The sequence below is a fragment of the Vibrio sp. YIC-376 genome, assembly GCF_052353105.1.
In the GTDB taxonomy this organism is placed as follows: domain Bacteria; phylum Pseudomonadota; class Gammaproteobacteria; order Enterobacterales; family Vibrionaceae; genus Vibrio.
Genome location: NZ_JBBWFK010000001.1, coordinates 347507 through 367353, shown reverse-complemented (window position 1 = coordinate 367353; position 19847 = coordinate 347507). Strand labels below are relative to the sequence as shown.

General features: G+C 44.5%; 13 protein-coding genes. 12 read left to right on the top strand and 1 reads right to left on the bottom strand.

What is annotated here, in order from left to right; translation table 11 throughout:
* Positions 1-69 precede the first annotated feature (69 nt).
* From WJM94_RS01650 to WJM94_RS01595, 12 genes are all read left to right on the top strand, one after another.
* Positions 70-549 (top strand): phage tail protein, encoded by a 480-nt coding sequence (locus WJM94_RS01650; protein ID WP_444492499.1) that lies wholly within the window; start codon positions 70-72, stop codon positions 547-549.
* A gap of 86 nt (positions 550-635) precedes the next feature.
* Entirely contained in the window at positions 636-1079 is a 444-nt protein-coding gene (locus tag WJM94_RS01645) for a phage tail protein (protein ID WP_444492498.1), read from the top strand.
* 21 nt (positions 1080-1100) lie between these two features.
* The gene (locus tag WJM94_RS01640; RefSeq protein WP_444492497.1) at positions 1101-1307 is read left to right on the top strand and encodes a hypothetical protein; all 207 of its coding nucleotides are present in this window, start codon (positions 1101-1103) and stop codon (positions 1305-1307) included.
* Positions 1308-1309: 2 nt separating this feature from the next.
* Entirely contained in the window at positions 1310-1975 is a 666-nt protein-coding gene (locus WJM94_RS01635) for a CIS tube protein (RefSeq protein WP_444492496.1), read from the top strand.
* A 12-nt stretch (positions 1976-1987) separates the two neighbouring features.
* Positions 1988-3781 (top strand): type VI secretion system tip protein VgrG, encoded by a 1794-nt coding sequence (vgrG, locus tag WJM94_RS01630; RefSeq protein WP_444492495.1) that lies wholly within the window; start codon positions 1988-1990, stop codon positions 3779-3781.
* A 25-nt stretch (positions 3782-3806) separates the two neighbouring features.
* The gene (locus WJM94_RS01625; RefSeq protein ID WP_444492494.1) at positions 3807-4106 is read left to right on the top strand and encodes a PAAR domain-containing protein; all 300 of its coding nucleotides are present in this window, start codon (positions 3807-3809) and stop codon (positions 4104-4106) included.
* Positions 4107-4130: 24 nt separating this feature from the next.
* Positions 4131-4580, top strand: a complete 450-nt coding sequence (locus WJM94_RS01620) for a GPW/gp25 family protein (protein WP_444492493.1) — start codon at positions 4131-4133, stop codon at positions 4578-4580.
* Complete coding sequence (locus WJM94_RS01615; protein ID WP_444492492.1) at positions 4577-8629, top strand: hypothetical protein; 4053 nt, start codon at positions 4577-4579, stop codon at positions 8627-8629. Before WJM94_RS01620 ends, WJM94_RS01615 begins: the two co-directional genes overlap by 4 nt.
* A 2-nt stretch (positions 8630-8631) precedes the next feature.
* Positions 8632-9459 (top strand): hypothetical protein, encoded by an 828-nt coding sequence (locus WJM94_RS01610; protein ID WP_444492491.1) that lies wholly within the window; start codon positions 8632-8634, stop codon positions 9457-9459.
* Positions 9460-9461: 2 nt separating this feature from the next.
* Positions 9462-11831, top strand: coding sequence for a hypothetical protein (locus tag WJM94_RS01605; RefSeq protein WP_444492490.1), 2370 nt, complete (start codon positions 9462-9464; stop codon positions 11829-11831).
* Complete coding sequence (locus WJM94_RS01600) at positions 11828-16261, top strand: contractile injection system tape measure protein (protein ID WP_444492489.1); 4434 nt, start codon at positions 11828-11830, stop codon at positions 16259-16261. Before WJM94_RS01605 ends, WJM94_RS01600 begins: the two co-directional genes overlap by 4 nt.
* A 12-nt stretch (positions 16262-16273) precedes the next feature.
* Positions 16274-19039, top strand: a complete 2766-nt coding sequence (locus tag WJM94_RS01595; RefSeq protein WP_444492488.1) for a hypothetical protein — start codon at positions 16274-16276, stop codon at positions 19037-19039.
* A gap of 297 nt (positions 19040-19336) precedes the next feature.
* On the opposite strand, the gene WJM94_RS01590 is transcribed toward WJM94_RS01595, so the two are convergent.
* The gene (locus WJM94_RS01590; RefSeq protein ID WP_444492487.1) at positions 19337-19834 is read right to left on the bottom strand and encodes a hypothetical protein; all 498 of its coding nucleotides are present in this window, start codon (positions 19832-19834) and stop codon (positions 19337-19339) included.
* Positions 19835-19847 lie beyond the last annotated feature (13 nt).

Here is a 19847-nt window from a genome sequence, read left to right as displayed (position 1 = left end):
AAAAGCGCAGAGGGCTTTTAGTTGTAGTCCTTCGTAACTTTACGAACGAATTGTAGAAAGGAGACTACCATGGCAGATGATGGTTCAGCTCAATCAGAAACCGTATGGCCGATGCCCAAGTTCCATTTTGAAGTTAAATGGGACGGCGGTGCGGGAGCCGACGCAAGTATGGTCGCCGCATTTCAAGAGGTATCCGGTCTGGATACCGAATCTCAGCCAATTGAATATCGTGCCGGAAACAGCAAAGTATTCTCGACGATAAAGATGCCGGGACTTGTGAAAACCAGCAACGTCACGCTTAAAAAAGGCATCTTTAAAAGTGATAACAAGTTCTACGACTGGTTTAGCAAGATTCAGATGAACACCATCGCAAGAACCGCAGTCACCATCAACTTACTGGATGAAAGTGACGGTGTTGTGATGAGTTGGAAACTGAAAAATGCATGGCCGACTAAAGTCACTGGCACAGACCTGAAATCCGATGGTAATGAAGTTGCCGTAGAAACCATAGAATTGGCACATGAAGGTTTAGAAATCACAGCCTCATAGGGCGTATTTGATGGTCTGGTCACTGTGAACGGTGCAGTGGCCAGACTTATTGAATCGATACCGATTATTAAAGGAGAACGACGTTCATGGCAGATGAATGGCCCCTACCCGCGTTTTACTTCAGTGTTGTAATTGGCAACAACCAAGATGATTCGGCTTTTCAGGAAATCTCTGGTTTGGAAGCACAAATTGATACCGAAGACTATCAGGAAGGTGGCAATAATCTGATCTACCATCTCCCTAAAGTGATTAAGCACTCTAACTTATTGTTAAAGAGAGGAATTGCAGACTCAAGCTCAGCATTGGTGAAATGGTGTCAGGATATTTTGGAAGCGCAACTCTCTAAAGCGATCGAACCCAAAACGGTTTCGGTGCGATTACTTGACGAAAAAGGTTCCCCATGTCGGGTTTGGGTGCTTTATAACGCCTACCCCGTGAAATGGCGGGTAGAAGGGTTCAGTTCTACAAAAAACGAAGTAGCGATAGAAGAAATCGAACTGTGCTACAGCAATGCAAGCCGAACAAAATAATCGTCACGAGGAAAATAACGTATGCCTATAGAAATTAAGCAAATGTCGATTCGTTCGAATGTCACGACAGAAGAAAAGCGCGCTTCGAAGAAACAGAAGGAAAATCACTGTGCCGGTGACGATAAAGGCTCTGGTGCGCTCTCTGAAGTTTCATCGCAACACACTGCACAGTTCCAAACCATGAAGTGGATGCACCGCAAACTAAAACAAGAAACCAGAGAACGTTAAACATGGTCGACAAACTAAAAATTGAGTCCATTGCTGCATCCGGAAATACCGCAACCACATTTAATGCCATGCTTAATCCCAATTCAATTAAGCAGGACTATGGGATTGGTTATACCGACGATCCGTGTAAACACAGACAATCCCAGGGGGATATTGCACCGACGGTACAGTTTCAAGGCTACCAGAGTCAGACACTCAGTTTTGAAATTATGATCGATGCAACTGGTGTTGTTGAATATAAAAAAGGCAAATCCGTTCAGGACCAACTGACGTTACTCAGGAAAGTGATCTATGACTACAACGGAAAACAGCACGAACCGAACCCAGTCAAAATCAGTTGGGGAACAGCCGTCAGCTTTCGTGGTCGCCTCACTTCCATGTCCGTGTCCTATGTGCTTTTTGACTCGAGTGGCGTACCTCTAAGGGCAACAGTAAATCTTGATTTTACTCAGTTTCTTACCGAGCAAGAAAAAGAAGCAATCGCCAAAAAATCATCTCCAGATTTGACGCATCATGTAATCTTTAAAGCGGGAGATACGTTGCCGGGTCTCTGTTATCAGATTTATAAAGACAGTTCGTATTATCCCGAAGTGGCTGCGTTCAATCAGTTATCAAGTGTGCGCAACATTACTCCTGGAACCAAGCTCTACTTTCCACCATTAAGCTAGTAGTGAGGCAACATGGCTGAATCTCCAACTGAAACAAACAGTGATATTGTGACACTAACCATCAAAGCAGATGGAAGTACGATTGATAGCTCGATCGGCATTATCTCTGTCAATATTTTTTATCAGATTAACCATATTGCTTACGCAGAACTTGAAATCAGTGACGGAGACATCGCAACCCAAGCTTTCGATGTCAGTTCAGGCAATACGTTCAAACCTGGCTCAACAATCACTATCAATGCGGGTTACGGGAATGACGATGAGACCATCTTTGAGGGTGTTGTTACCAATCACGCAATTCGAATTAGTGGAAATAACCAAACCACGCTCAACGTTACATGCAAAGATCAGGCAGTGGCGATGACCATTGCCAGAAAAAGCCAATGCTATTTGGAACAAAAAGACAGCGACATTATTAATTCCATTATTAATAACTATTCGAATATAACAGCGTCAAGCGTAGACAGTACCTCAGTCCAATACGATGAGTTAGTTCAATTTAACTGCAGTGACTGGGATTTTATGCTGACACGCGCAGAGGCAAACGGCATGGTGGTCGTGAACCAGCAAAATGAAATCTCAGTTAAAGCGCCTTCTGTCACTGATTCTGCCGCACTTATCGTTACCTACGGAACAGATCTGATAAACCTGTGTGCGGAAGTAGACGCTCGTTATCAATTTGACAAAGTGACCAGTACTGCGTGGGACCCGAGCACACAGCAAATGTTATCACAGCAATCCCCTGCCACCTCCATTAGTGACCAGGGTAATTTAACCGCCAGTGAACTGGCTGGCGTGCTAAGTATTGACGAATATCGAATGCAAACTTCGGCCAGTTACACGCAAGAGAGTCTTACTAACTGGGCAAAGGGACAACGTACAAAATCGATGCTTTCTAAAGTACGTGGCAGTGTCACGTTTCAGGGTAATGCAAAAGCGCAAATTAATAGCCTCATTACGTTAGCTGGGGTTGGTGGTCGATTTAATGGTTCTCACTACATCGGAGCCGTACATCACAGTGTCGAACAAGGTCAGTGGCTAACCACTGTTGACTTAGGACTTACTCCAGCATGGTCTGCTGAACATCGTGATATCGGCGCACCACCCGCGGCTGGATGGCTTCCTCCCGTCGACGGTCTACAGATAGGTGTTGTCAGCCAACTCAATGAAGACCCACAAAGTCAGTATCGAATCAAAGTTAAAGTGCCTGCCTTAGGTGATAACAATAACGAGTTATGGGCAAGACTTTCCAGTTACTACGCGACCAGCGAAAGTGGCAACTTTTTTATTCCTGAAGTCGGCGACGAAGTTGTACTCGGCTACATCAATCAAGATCCTGGCCAGCCTATCATTCTGGGCAGTTTGTACAGCAGCCAAAAGACCATGCCTTATGAACTGACCTCAGAAAACGACACCAAAGCGATTGTCACCAAAAACAAGTTAAAAATAGAGTTCAACGACGAGACAAAAGTCATCACGATCACTACGCCCGGAACAAATACCATCACCATTAGTGATGATGAAAAGTTGATTAAACTTGCCGATCAAAACAGCAATACCATCACAATGGATGAAAGCGGGATCACGTTAGATTCACCCAAAGATATTACGATCTCAGCAACGGGAAACATTTCGTTGAAATCTACTGGCGATACCAGTATCGATGCAACCGGCGACGCCAATATAAAAGGAATGAACGTCTCAGCAGAGGCCAATGTTGCATTAACCGCCAAAGGATCTGCAACTGCGGAGCTTTCCGCTTCAGGGAATACAACCATTAAAGGCGCCATCGTCATGATCAACTAACGACCAATATAGAGAGGACGAAAATATGCCACCAGCAGCAAGGATCACAGATATGCACGTTTGCCCAATGGCAACACCCGGTTTGCCACCTGTACCCCATGTCGGTGGTCCCGTGATTGGGCCAGGAGTACCCACGGTGTTGATTGGCAAAATGCCAGCAGCGGTCGTCGGTGACACATGCACATGTGTTGGTCCTCCTTCGACCATAGTGAAGGGTTCTGCAACCGTAATGATCGGAGGCAAACCTGCTGCACGAATTGGTGATACCACTAACCATGGTGGCAACGTTGTGATGGGCTGCTTCACGGTAATCATTGGTGGCTAGTTGTAAATTAGAAAGGACTGGATTATGGATAGAGACAGTGGATTCTTAGGGACTGGTTGGGCATTTCCCCCTACCTTTGCGTCGGACAACCGCAAGGTTGAACTATGCAGTAATGAAAAAGACATCAAACAAAGTCTCGCAATCCTTCTATCCACTGCACCCGGTGAGCGCATGATGCATCCCGACTTCGGTTGCCGAATTAACCGCTATGTCTTCGCTGAACTGACTAAAACAACATTAACCGAAATCGAGTATGAAATCCGTCAGGCGATATTACTGTTTGAATCACGTGTTGATCTCGACTCGATAACACTCACGCCAGCCCCCTTAGACGGAAAAATAGTCATTGAACTGCATTATCAGATTGTCGCAACTAACACTCGTGACAACATGGTTTACCCGTTTTACCTGCAAGAAGGCACGCTCATTAGCCCTGATTTGCTGCCAAATTTTGAGTCAGGTGAATCGTTATGACTCAGCAAAAAGAGAGGGAAAATCCCGCACTCCGGTCTGATTTTTTTCAACCTTATGAGCAGAGCTTCGAACAACTCATTCTATGGGCGAAGAAATTTGCTGAGCTTGTTCCTTACATGGACGAGAACAAGCAACTTAAAGGCAATTGGAGTGCGATGTTCGAACAAAATGAACTGGTGGTTTGCGCTGGAATACTCAGCATGGATGAAGCCGCTTTAAAGCGTCAATTCAAACAAGCTCAATATCTCGATGAAGAACAGACGTTAGACTTTATACTTAACCTGTTTACGGTCTTAAACAGTTGGTACCAACATTTACCAAGTACTCCGGAATTAAGCTACGAGTTAAAACTGCGCTTACTCAATAGCTACCAAACTCATCTCAATATACCTTTACAACAACTACTTAGGTGCACTCCTGAAAATCTAAGTAATAAGTACGATCACTTTGATCCTCTGTGGATGCTTTCTGCTAAATCAAAAGATGAAAACCATCCTGACCAAGTATCGAATATTAAAGATGAAGCTCAGCATTGCTTATCGAAGATTCTGGTCGTTGTTGCTTCCCTGAAACTCGATTGCCGTGAGGCGTTTAATAAATCTCTTCATCATGGGGAACATCCTCCGCAACTGGCACTTTACATCAGTTTTTTAAAGCTGTTTGAACGTGCTCAACGAAAAATCAATCAGTTTACCCACAAGCACCTTTTGTTTTACTACCAAGACGTGCTTAATCAGTACCCTCATCGTGCACAAGAAGCACCTGTTTTTCTGAAGTTATCGCAAAATAAAGCGAGTAACACACCAGTCGTTATTGATAAAGGACATACCTTTACTCCCGGAAATACCGCGACTTTCGAGCCAATCGAATTTCGTACCACCTACGCCCTGGAGGTCACTGACGCGGAGGTTAAGAAAGCCTTTGGTTTTACGCTAAGGCGTGACCCACTGATTTCTCCTGAACGAGAACTTGGCTTTACCTCGGGTGTAAGTCGCCAACACATCGAACTCAATCCATTGCAATCAGGATCGCAAACTGACACGACTCAGGCATTTAAGATGTTTGATACCAGCCAGTTAGATGGCAGTGGTCTGGAACAGCATCTGGGACTCGTTATTTCGGATCCGATACTCTCTTTAGCGGAAGGTCACAGAGAACTCACTTTACAGTTCCAACTGCAAGAAGTTGGCAATGGTCTTGTTTATCAAAGATTATCTCAGTTTTATATCGAGCATGATCAGGAAACTATCCAATCCTCAGCGCACGATACCGACAAGCTCAGAGATGCTCTGGAAGCGGTGGTGAAAGAAGTTGTTTCATTGCAAATTCCCGTTATAGGCACCTGGCTCTATGAAATACACAGCAAAGATCTTGTCGACAAAGTCAATGACGACCGGATTTTGCAGTTAGCCGACAGAGAACCCACAGAACAACTTAGAGCCGTCTATCGCGGAGTATTACTTGCGTTGCTCGAAGAAGTCGCGACCCAGTCATCCACAAGCATTAATGCCGCAGACCAAAAAGAACGATTTTTCCGGGTACTTGGACAGTTAGTGTCACGCTACGCGTTAAACCACATAGAATGGCTATCCGCTGACGACATTAACAAGATCATGTCGCTCACTGACCACCTGAAAAAAGAAAAGGTACTGGACGATGCGGTGAAAGACACTGTCAATCTTTTGCTTAGCTATTCCCGTATTCAAACCTTTTACCAGTTATTTGAAGATATATTTGATGTGAAAATTTCCACGGTTCAAGGATGGGAAAATGTCGATTTCGCTCAAGTCATTCCTGTCGAAAACGGCAGTAAATTTACGATGGGACTTGGGCTTCACATCCGGCTAGAACCGGGGTTTCCAGCAACAACCATTCCTTCTCTGGAAATTCACAATTCGCAATGGAACTTTGCCGCGCCGGCGTTAAAGCTTTGCTTAAAAGCTCAGAGTAATTGCTTCCCCTACACCGTATTCCGGGACTTTGAATTCGCTCAGCTTTTAATGGAATGCCAAGTAAAAGGAGTGACACAGATTCAATTGTTTAATCAGGACGGTCAGGCAGATCCAAGCCGCCCCTTCCTTCCGTTAGGCGCGCAACCTAAAGAAGGCTCGTATTTGGTTGTAGCGAGTAAAGAATTAGCGACTAAGCCGCTTAAGAGTCTCACTTATCACCTTGATTGGTCTGGTTTACCGCAGGGAAGTGATGGCTTTCGCGATCACTATAGCGAATATCCTTTTCCGTACCGCAACCACAGTTTCAGAGTAGTTACAGAAGTACTGAACAATGGCCGATGGGAAACCATGGATGAGGGCACACAAAATCTGTTCACCCCCAAAGACGGGGCCCTTGAGCGCTCGAATATTTTGACGTTTGGTAAAATTAGTAACAGCTACACCCCCACGACCCAAAATTGGCCACAGACACCATACAGCCCTCAATCAAACATTCGTAATGGCCTGTTTAAGATCACTCTGGTCACACCGCCGGATGCCTTTGGACACGATGCGTACGGCTTACTTTTAAGTAAGACTTTGACTGAGAATGCAAAGTCCAAGAAACAGAAGCCACTACCGAAAGCTCCATATACGCCCATGTTAAACAGCCTTTCGATTAACTACGAGGCGAGGCGTAAAGTAGAGCTCGGCGATATGACCACTAAAACACAGTGTCGGATGATTCACCTCCACCCATTCGGCGAAGTCGAGATCTATCCGCGCAGTGACAAACACAAATTCGCTTATCCTCGTATTCTTGCTCACTACATGGAAGACAGTCACCTGTTTATAGGTTTAACTGCCTCAGAGCTCTCAGGTTACCTCAATCTCTATTTTCTCTTGGGTGATAAAGCGAAGATGTTGACCCCTTATCCGTCGACCGAGTATCAATGGTATTACCTTGTTGGCGATCAATGGGTCGAGCTTCCGGCTAAACAGATCATTCATGATACTACCCACCGTTTTTTAACGTCGGGCATCATCACTTTGGATATCCCCGAGTCTATCAATACCCAGCACACTATTATGCCGTCGGACTTTTATTGGCTGAGAGTAAGTACGAACAAAGGTATTGATCAATATCCAAAATGTCATCAGATAGCAACACACGTCATACAAGTTGAAGGTGGTCAAAATGCTGAAGATAAGACACCACCTTTCGCATCCTGGCAAAGCCGGACCAAATCCGCCAACCTCGGCTCCATTACGCAGCTAACTCCGATACAACAATTGAGACCAGATGAAAGCGTCGGCCACTGGATTACGAGAACCAGCGAGCTTCTGCGTCACAAAGGGAGAGCAATTACACCATGGGATTACGAACGTCTGGTGTTAGAACAGTTTCCTGATATAAGCGCTGCAAACTGTTTTCCTGCCAAGCAGTTTAACTCGAACAACAACAAAGCTGGGCAGCTGTTACTTACGGTTATGCCAATACATAGCGACTGTAATCACAGCCCTTGTCAGCAGCGATATATAGACTCAACCACACTCATTGCGATTCGGGATTACCTGATGTCTGTGTCTCGCTCGCACACAAAAATTGAGGTTCGGAACCCGGGTTATGAAACCATCCAGGTACGCTGCGCTGTCACGTTCACGGAAGGTATCCATCATGGATTAGCATTACGCCAATTAGAGTACGCGATCATGCAGACGCTCTGCCCGTGGAACCACGAAGGGATGAACATGGGATTGGGATGGCAACTGTCACTCTCAAAATTAGCGGCATTTATCGGCCAACAAAAACACGTTACCAGTATAAGCGGCCTTTCTGTGCTTAAGATAAGCCACCAATCAGCAAGCCACTATCACTTGCAAGACAGCGCTCGAAATGAAGCGCCAATTGGGGCGGAATTACCTTGGTATTTATTGGTTCCCTCTCGACACCATTTCATCACCATAGCGCCAACGCATCAGCAATTAGAGCCAAAGCCTGCTGGCGTTGGCGATCTTGTTATCGGAGAAGAGTTCATTATTAACAGCAGCACTCAGCCCCACTCACCAATGAGCGAAGGAGAATCTCCTTCGCATAATCATAAGGGGACGGAATAACTATGCCAAAACGCAATAGAAGCACACTCAAGAACTTTTTCCAGCCTGGCAATATGCCGTCTGCGGAACACTTCGCGGATCTGATCGACTCCTGCGTCAATCAGGTTGAGGATGGATTTGAGAAGCCACCTGCGACAGGCTTGCAATTAACCGCCTTAGATCAGGAACATTTACTGAGCTTTTATCAGCAAAGTGATCGCAATACCGCTCTATGGCATCTGGGATTAGATGCCAAAAGCACCAATTTACACTTTAAGGCTAACCCACTAGCTAACGTCACCGATTCAGAAAACGAAAAGGTCCCTGATACCAACTTAACGTTAGCGCCGAATGGAAATGTCGGTATCAAGACAGATACACCCGAGCACGCGCTCGATGTTAAAGGGACAGTCTCTTCACAAGGCCGGAGGGGAATTGAAACGGTCGAGGCTCTTATCCCTGCTGACGGAAAATGGTACGACATCACAGAAACATTAGAAGGATGTCATATGCTCGAAGTCGTTGCAGGTATCGGCATCCGACATACAGGTCGATATGCCATGCTCCACGCCATCGCAATCAACACTTGTGCGCCAAATCACTGGTGGTGGCAATGGCGCAGAAAAAACCCGATTAAGGCACAACACGCTTTCTTTCGCTCCCCCGCGGATAAGTTAAAGCTAAGGTGGCAACACGATACAGAAAAAGGTACTAAGCGACCTTACCGGTTACAGATTCGGACCAACACCAGTTACGGAGACAACCGATATATCCGTTACCACATTACTAAATTATGGGACGACGACTACATGAGCAATTGCGAGATAATCCAAGAGGATAAACAGGCCTAACTATGTCTGCGACCATATCTAAGCAAGAACATCAGAATGACCCGGATAAGTTTGAACGCTTGTTCCAGCTTGGTATTACCTACGCCCAGCAATTAACTGGCAAAGTCTGGACTGACTACAATACCCACGACCCTGGTGTCACTATCCTCGAACAGGTATGTTTTGCACTTACCGATATTATCTATCGCAGTGATTTTGCGGTGTGTGACCTCTTGGCTGATAATTATGGAAGAATCGACTACACGCACTATGGTTTAGCTCGCCCCGATGACATTTTTTCTCCACCACCTCAGGTAGCTTATGAGTACGAAAACTTTATTGTTAAAACGGTTCCGCAGTTGGAACAAGTTTGGTTTCAAACCTCTGAACAGTACCCTGACTCTGGTCTCTATCAAATCTCGGGGTTGCTGCAACGTTTCTATCGCCGCCAACAGCAGAGTAGTCAAAGCACTGGCGCGGAGTCACCTTCCGAAAAAAGCGACCATACCTTACAAAAGATTGTTCAAGCCTATCATCAGGTAAGAGGATTAGGCGAAGACATTGAAAACATCAGCGTTATAGGTGAAACATCTATTCATCTCGCCGCAACCATTGAAATCAACAATGACGGTGTTGACGCGAACCAGATCGCAGCTCGTGTTTATTACCACTGTGCGCAATGGTTAAGACAAAGAACCAACGGCGATTTAAATGAGCTTGAAGAACTGATTTTGAGCGCTGTCAGTATCCAAAAAGTAAGCGATATAAGATTTGAAGCGGAAACGCTACCCAATGAGCCATGCGTTGCGATAACCGACATTCCTGAACACGCCAGTTTGATCATGCCTGAAACCGAGCATGACATCCGCCTTAAAATCATCCAAAACCAGCATAGCGTAGATCTGGAGGTTGCGGATGTGGTGATTCAAATAGAGCAACTGCTGCAACAGCAAGCGATTGAACGCCATCAGGTTACGACAACAAAGCCACTACCGTCTGGTAAACATCGTGACCTCAGCCATTACGATTCAATACAAAACTTGTTCCCTCGGAACTATCAGTTAGCAACAAAAATCAATATTGGTAACGACCCAAAATCTCAGGCACAGCGTCATCAGTTGCGCAGTTACCTGCTGCTGTTTGATCAATTGATGGCTAATTTCTGTGAGGACCTCACCCAACTGCCAGACCTGTTCTCTACATCATACAAGCAGCAATCCAGTTATCACGTACACTCGCTAACACCGCAGGAATTCAACGGTATCGAAAAGCATTACCCTGCTGACGCCATATCGCGGCTACGCTCGTTGCAATCTGAATTCGATAACTTCCCTGAACGGAAAGGCCGCATCTATGACTACTTAATTGCACTGTATGGCGAACAGTACCCCGATAAACTTCATCGGATGTTCACCCCTTACTGCAATGAACGTGAGATGGACTGGCTGCTGCTTGAGTACAAACAACGCTTTATTCGTAATATCGTGACGATCAGTAACCAGAGAGGCTTGGGAGATAACCTGCTTGCCCCTCAACACAGAGGTGGATATCAGCAACGATTAGCGCTACTACTTGGCATGTCCCCTTCCACTGACGAGCAAGAGAGTGTTGGGATCAATATCAGTCGCTATCTGATGAAGATTGTTCCCGATGAAGAGTACCTGCAAAGTGATATCGGTAAAAACGCCGTTTTCGAGCTTAAACCCAGCGTATTGCCTCATCTTGAGGCTCTGCCGGAAAGCCAGGAAAAAATATCGCTTTCCGTAGAGCAAAAGCGAAAAATTCGATCTTCTGTGTATGCTCTGAACGGCCAGACATTGCCAAATTCATTCTTACAGTCTGGTATAGACGATCAGCGTTATCGGGTGCTCAAACGCGCAAAAACGGGGGATTACAGACTGTTCTTTGATATGGGGTCAAGCCATGACAGGCGTTGGTTATACATAGGACGTTATAACCACAAACAAAAGCTGATTCGTTTTTGTCACTGGTTACAAGCTTGGCTGGTTGAAATCAATCAACAGTCAGAAACGCTGTATGTCGTAGAGCCAATAACCCTGCGTCAAAAAGAGAACGATATTGCCTCTCTGGCCAATACTGTATGTGTGGTGATGCCATCTTTCACTTCTCGTCACTGCAGCCCATTATTCAGGCAACAAGCTGAACAACTTATCAGAATCAACAGTCCGGCACATCTGGATGTTCAACTGATGTGGTTAGATTTTGCTGCGTTTTATGAATTTGAAAACCACTATCTCGCATGGCGTAAACAGAAAGCTTTGGCACTCAAACAGCCCGACAGCGAGCCGATCCAGAACTGTGACGATCTGGCGACCAAATTATTGGAATTCCTGCAAAATCCAAATCTTACGCAGGAGGCGTCAAACGCATGATCAAAGCTGGCAAAATAACGCTTAACGCACAGCCTCAAACTCATTTAATAATGAAAGCAGACTTCGATATAAACTTCGACTCTGCTCGCGTTGCTGAACAGTTCGAAGCCGAGGTTTACCAGTGGCTCATGCACGAACTTCTGCCTTCCATTGACGAACTACTCAGCCAATTTTGCTCAGCAGATACCATCATCTGTATTGATAAATTAGAAATCGATACTGGAGATATTACCAGCGAGAACCTGCGCCGCTCTCTACACAAACAGGTATTGCAGCAGTTGTACCAAGAGATCTACCAAAAGACTCATTCCGACATTCCAACAAAAGAGCGAACCTCAGTCACAAATAACGCTAAAAATCAGCGTGGTGGAAGTGCTGATAATAGTATCACTCAACATGAGCTCATAGATTATCGCTGGCAACAGGCTTGGTTTTTTATCGAGTCCGGGCAATTACGTTGGCCGTTTAAACACAACCAGCATTTGTCCGAAACAGGTTTAGTAGAAGTGCTGCTCAATTATCCAGCACGAATAGATAACTCGCTGAGTGCCGCTCAAAACCCGGCCACACTCTGTTTAAGATTAGCAATGCAACTTCCTGATGAGTCGCTAGCGCAACTATTACCGCTGTTGAACCATCAAAACCGTTTCCTTCTGATGATTGCGTTACTGGAAACAGGTGTTCGCCACAAATCACGGCTGACAAGAGAATTAATACGTTATTGGAATAGCCTGATAGATTCAGCCATTTCAAACAGAAACCTGGCTTCACTACTCCCATATTGGGATCGGCTCATGACGAGCGATTCGTCGGGACTGCTTTTTGCGCTCGGTAAACACAGCAGAGATGCTCACTTGCCCTTGTTACTGATCCAGTCACTTAACGAAGCCCAACGTTTCGCCTTATTAGAACGGTTGGAGCCGTTAAATTATCCATTTCTGGTACAGCTTTTAACCAGTCCGGCATTGTGGTTACGCCCTTTCGATACGCAGTCTATGACAACTTTAGGCACAGACAACACCGTCGCATCAAGTCAAAACATTACACACCATTTATGGCACTTCACTTTTCATTATGTGTTGGTCGAGCGTGGCAGTCGCTTCAACAAACAGCAGTATATGAAAAGCATGATCATTAAAATGGCGGCGATGCAAAACCTCAAAACATCCGAATTATTCTCTGATCTTCGCAACACGCTTCTGCATATCGGTGTCGATAGTTCGCTTAGACAACAAATGATGATTCTCTTGGATGACATAGAACCGGCAATATTTCCAAATAAGCCAAACAGCACAGCACTGAGTGGTACAAGCAAAGAAGCAAGCGACCTCTCCTGGCTCGTACAACAAGTTATCGACGTGAAAGTCAGCCATACGTTAATTGCCCATTTAGAACAGATGCTGACTCATTCAGCGTCTTTGTCCCAATTTGAATGGGCTTTCAAAACACTGCCTAAATTTCGCCAAAACTTATGGGAACAACTACCAACAACCACACTGAAAAATGTTATCAGAGCACTGACGTCACGCTCATCGCCTACCCTTACTTTTAAGAGCAAGCTTGATCTAAAAACCACGTGGGACGAGCTTTCTAATCAGAGCGATATCGTCATTCCCAAAACAAATAAATCAGACTCTCTCAGCGCTTTGCTGCTCATACTTCAACAAGGAAACGAACAAAGCCTGCTGCATGCTTTGCCTGAAGATAAACAAGTACTCAAACGCTTATTAGTTTGGATTGGACAATTAGCAGCCGTTCGCGAGCATTGGAGTGAACACTTTTCAGACCAAACTCTATTTCGCTTTGTAGACATCATTGAGCCTAAAGCGAACGAAGTGGTTCACGACATTTTTTCCAGTCGCCTGCTCATTGAGAAGACAACTGCGGCTGAGGCTAAGTCAGGGGTAATTGAAGACCATGCTCTGCGCAGCAGCTTGTGGCAATTTACCCTCAGTTATTTGTTAGTTCAGCGAGGCAGTGAATTTAATAAACGAAGTTACTTACTTTCGCTCACTCATCAAATCGCTGCGCACCGAAATGTGCATCATCGCGATCTGGTTCGCTCGCTTCTTTCTTCGTTAAATGGTCAAGCCAACCATCACCTCGTCGAAGCATTACGCTCTCTTTTACCAGAGCTGACAAATTCCGCTCGTAAAACCTCTTCGGTAGATTCCAGCGAAATACACGTCTTTAATAAGGCAGATCAAAGCCGGTTAAATAACATGGCTGCGATTCACACCGAAGTACCTTTTGAGGTGATTCAGGCACTGATGGATGCAAATAACGATCAATGGCAGCACGTGCTCAAGGGAAGCCTTGCTCGCCTCGATCCCAAAGCCCTTGCTTGCGTAATTGTGAGGTTAAGTGAGTCCAACACGATACGGAGTCGTTGGATTAAAAACTTTGACGAGCACACACTTACAAAGCTAATTGCTTTAACAAATCAACAGTATGAGGCTTTCACGTTTGATGTGCTTTCTGTCCGCTCATGGATAGTTGAGGCAGTTCATTATTTAACTAACAATTCAAAAACCAGTGTCAGATCGTCCGTTGATCGCTTAGTTTGGCAATGGCTCTTTAATGCGGTGTTGTCTCGTATAGCACAACCGTTCAGTGCGGAAGCAGCGCTAAATTCACTGCTTAGAATATTGGCCAAACATTACGAAATAGAAGTCGCTGAGTTTGCTAAGGCTATGCTCAGAACAGATAAGTCCAATACTTCGCAGTTAAATGGCTCTCAAATATTGGTCGTAAACCTTCACAGTGTGCTTGAGCATTCCGCGCTACAACAAAGCCATTCTAGCCCAACAAATTTAGCATCGTTGCTACAAAAAGTGCAGACAGCTAATTCCACACTCAAACTTAACGACAAACGCTGTTTGCAATTACGTGAGTGGATCCTCGAAAAAGCATCAGCGGAAACGGCATCGATACTCCGAAACGATTTACAATCAATTCAAAATATTACTGCGCATATCGCCCCAACACCGCAATCTGTCGAATCATTTTTACCCGCGCTTTGCTACCTAATTGATCATCTCGATATACCCGTTCAATGGCTGTACCAACATTTATTGTCTCCACACAGACCAACAACGGTACACTCTTGGTTAGACGCACTAGTACGTCAACTCAAAAGACGTAGATCAGGTTTTTCTGAGCAGCAATGTTTAGAGACAGTACATTCACTGATTGAGCGAGCTTCAGCCAAAGATATTCCATTAGCTCAGCGCCAGCGTTGGCTCTCAGCCTCGACGACACAAGATGAGACAATCAAACACATTACAAACTGGGATGTTCTGCAATCGAACCAATTGGATGATGACCGATTAGAACTCGCACTGAGTCGCTATCATCACAAGTTATGGAAGCATCTAACTACCGAGTTACAAAATAAAGACAAGCTAGTCAGCTGGATTGACAGACTGGCCGTTCATCAACACTTTGAAATGTTCGCGCAAGAACGTAGCGAATTTATGCCCGTAGTGATTAGCCTTTACCAGGCACTGGTTTTTTCTCTCGGGAATACACCAGAATGGAAGCAAGCATTTTGGTGTGTAATTTATCGCCGCTTGTTGCTTCAGGGTTTCACTGGAGCAGCCTCTAAACTTCTTCAGTTGATTCTTAACGATCTCACTCACTACCCTGCGATTGTTAGAGAGCTTGGTACCGATAATACAAACGACAAGACAAAGCAGTTAGCGTCTAAAATTAACCTTTCTCGCCAGTCGATACTTTTCCCGATGCTTGAAGCTTTGAGTCGAGCGACTTCAAAGGCCAAGTTGAATACACCTGCAGCTCCTGTAGAGCTTGACCGTTCACAACCGCAAGTTCAGCGCCTTTATGATTCGATTGAACCAAGACGTTCAGAGAATGTGAACAAGCCTCTGTTGTGGAAAGATCCAAATGAAAAAGAGAGAAATACGTCAGAACCGATAACCATCAATAATGCCGGCTTAGTCCTCTCTTCTACCTATATTCCGACTCTCTTTCAACGGCTCAATCTCACGGATGGAAAAGCGTTCATCAGTGAGAAGACAAAGTTTCAAGCCCTATTCTGCCTCCAATATATGGTTGATGGTCGTAGTGAAGCGCCAGAGTACTTACTAACACTGAATAAGTTACTGTGTGGCGTCCCACTAAGTACACCTATCCCGAACCAAATCGATTTACCGGATGGTGCGATGTCGATGATTGATGGCCTGTTAGCGGCGATGATCAGCCACTGGAGTGCACTTGGTTCAACCTCTATTGAAGGCTTGAGGACAACATTTCTCCTGCGTGAAGGCCAACTCTTGGAAGAAGAAAAGCAATGGCAGCTTAATGTGATACCTGGTGCGTTTGACATGCTGTTAGACCAGATTCCCTGGAGCTTCCAAACCATTAAATACCCATGGATGGACAAACCCCTGTTTGTCACGTGGCGGTAAGGATAACTTATCATGAATGATTTTTTCCTGAACCTGATTAATAACCATCATCCAAAAATCCACGCTCGCGCTGTGCTGCGATGGTTAATGCTCATCACGATTATTTGGGTATCCTTTTTATCGGTGTCGGCTCAGGCCCCCTCGGTTTCTACCGCCTATAGTTGTAGCGGTCAATTGCCAACAAAAGACAATCGTTATAACGGGCGTGTGATTCAGAAACAATTGAAGGTGATTTACCAATCTGATTCTGCTTATCAAGCAGCACTAAAATCCAATGGCAGAATGCTTACCGATGGTATCTTCGGGCCAGTGACTCGTCAGTGGCTGATTAATTTTTGCAATGACTTTAACGTATCGGATACCGTAGTTGAAACGTCCGGCAGTAGTTCAGATTTCGTTGACACGACACTGAAAGACCTTTCTCGTGCTGCAAAGATCAGCGCCGTATTTCCGGACTGGAGGGACAGTGTCAATACTGGGGAACTACTGAGTTTAAGTTCGGCACAACTTGCTGAGCTTTTGGCTCCCGATCTGCTTTCAGGTTCCACAATATCTTCATCTACAGGCACGCAAGCCAATATCCCAAGCTACTACTATCAACTGACCGACAATGATCTAAACCGACAAGCCACCCTCACTGCACTGACCGCATTAGGAAAACAGCAGTTCTCACAGCGTAGCGAACTATATAACCAGCTAGTCACCCTTATAGATCAGCTCGATGTGACTTTTAATCCAGCATTGGATTTAAACCGCTTTATTCAATCCCAAAGTATTGACCAAGCAACACAAAGCAATAGCGAAACGGAAAGCACCACGACATCTCAAACCAGTAAGAGCAGTGATGGCTCAGATTCTGGTTCAAGCACCGCTACGACTGCAGACTCTAGTTCTAGTTCTAGTTCTAGTTCTAGTTCTAGTACAAACTCAACACCAAGTTCTACATCTGCTGCAAACACGAGTTCTGATCCAAGCTCTGGTTCTAATTCAAGTGCTACTTCTGATTCAAACTCAAGCTCCACACCTACTTCAGGGACAAGCACAAGCACCTCTAGTGACTCTGGCAGTGATAGCAACAGCGATACAAGCCAACAAGCGACTGATGATGGAAAGAGTGTGACCGAAAGCAGCACCAGTGCTACTACGAAAACAACAGCACCTTTGATTAGCTGGCAATTAGACAGCAATTCACTTGCGACTACACTTCAAAATCAGGACATTTATGTCATACCCGCAAACCTTCAAAAACAGCTTGAGCCTATCGTTAATCAGGTATTTGCCAGCCAATATTTAATGCAAGCAGCAATGACCCTTGAAGGCATGGATACTTCGTCCAGTGACGCTGAAAATGTACTTAAAGTAGCCTATAAATCAGGACTTGCTCCTGATACGAGCAAGCCTGTCGTGTGGACAGCACCTCCTGGTTGTGGCTGTCAAGACGGTCGCGACTCCATTTTTAGTAACGCAACTTTTTATGGTTTTTCCCCATACTGGTATCTGGCCGAAGAACAGCAAATCATTAATTTCAGCCAACTGGATCGTATCGGATTTTTTGCCGCTGTCGCGAAACCAAGCAGCAGTGGCAGCTTGCTCGTTTTACCACCTAATTGGAAGACAGAGCCTGAAAATACCCAATTTATCCGCTTGGCTCATCGTTACCGCAGCGAAGTTGACCTTGTAGTGACAACACCAAGAGACATGACCTCGCCCTCACTTATAGCGCTTCTGGACAAGTCGCTAATCGATCAACTGGTCGAAGCGATTGCTCAACCACTCGACAGCTCCATCATTAACCGCATGAAACCAATAATGACACTGGGTATGGAGCCAATCCCAAGCATCGGGGATGGTATTACTCTTGATGTCGATTTATCAGTGCTTAAAAGCAACTCAAGCCAACTAGAATTTATTACCTTTGTTCGCACACTCAAGCTTGCCCTACTTAAACAAGAAGGTTCCAGCATCACTAATATTGATGACGTGACAGCATCACCAAATGATCGTTACTTTCTCAACATCATCATATCTGCTAACAAAGTTCTCAATGCTGATGCCGATACAGACACTGATACAGGCAGTTTCTATACATTTGAGAACCTTAACGCACTCGGTGAAGTGACAAACCTACTGATCATACGACCTGAGGTCGAAAGTAAAAGCAACGCAACCCCAGCTGCAATTGCGAAGCAAGAATTGACTCAAATACAAGATATCCATCGCTGGTTAAGTAATCAAAGCGATCAACTCGCAGTTGAAAAACTGTTTAAACAGATTGTTCCCATGCTGATCACTGAATTTAATCGTGACTCAGAAACTGAGCTGACACAGCTGCTTCGCCTTTCAAGTTGGAGCTTTATCGGTGCGGCTTACCAACCAATCCCACTAAATGAACTGAGCCAACAATTGGTCGATGACACCTTCTATCCAAAAGCCACTTCATTGCCGTCAGTGTTTGCAGCAATACAGGAACAGATCATGGTCGTCATGGACTGGATCTGTCCTAACCGATGGCTATTACGCACCATATTGTTTGTCATCTTTATTGGTATTGCCTCGGTACTCATTGTCAGCAACTGGTATTACGAACTGAGACAATACCTCGTTCAGTTACCTTTTGTGCTGCTTTGTATAGGCTCTCTGGCTGCATTGATGTTGGTGTTTATCTCAGACCCATACTTCCATACGTATCAGGTTCCGATATTGCTTGGCTTTATGGCGTTAATTATATGGATATTGTTAGTGGTGAGATGGCTAACAATGGAGGGGGATAAGCCTTAGGGGTATTTTTCTTGCTCCAGAGAGAAAGATATATCATTTATTTTACCTGTAGGAAGGTAAAATAGATGATATTCGCTTAACGGGACATTAGATGGCGATCTTTTCTAACGCGTAATTTTTAAATAATTTCAATGATAATTAGTGATTTTGTGTAATACAGGTTAAACAAACCTACCTTAATAATTTACGGACTCATAGTTAATGACTACAAGTTAATATTTCTACGTAAATTTTTTATTTAAATATTTTACAATATATTTCAAGTAAAGAAATGGGTAGACTTTATAAAGTCTAATTTTACATCTTTCTTAATTCAACCTTATAGGGGATAATTGCTAAATAATTATTCCCGAAATCAAAAAACACATCCGACCTTGATAATTTAGACGAAATCTCCTTCGATATGACCAATCCATTAAAAATATTAACAAAACTATCATCGATAACCAAGTCATGATCAAATTCACTAAATTGTATAGCTCCTAGTGATTCCACGCCTAGAATCGAGAACCTAAAATTTTTAAAGCTCGATAGGTGGCTTAATAATTCATTTCCAATACTTGTAAATAATTCTGCAGTTTTACCATCAGAAATTCCATATGCTGGTAGTTGCGGCGAAAAAATCACAATCCAGAATGTAGGTCTTCCTTCATCATCTAATATATGTTGCTCAGTTATGAAATCATATACCTCACCATCATGGAAAATCTTGAAATCTTTAAAATGCTGTTCACATAAACCTGCATCTTCTTTTTCATGCCCACATTCGATAGCCAAACTATAATAATAAGCCACTATTACATTCCCT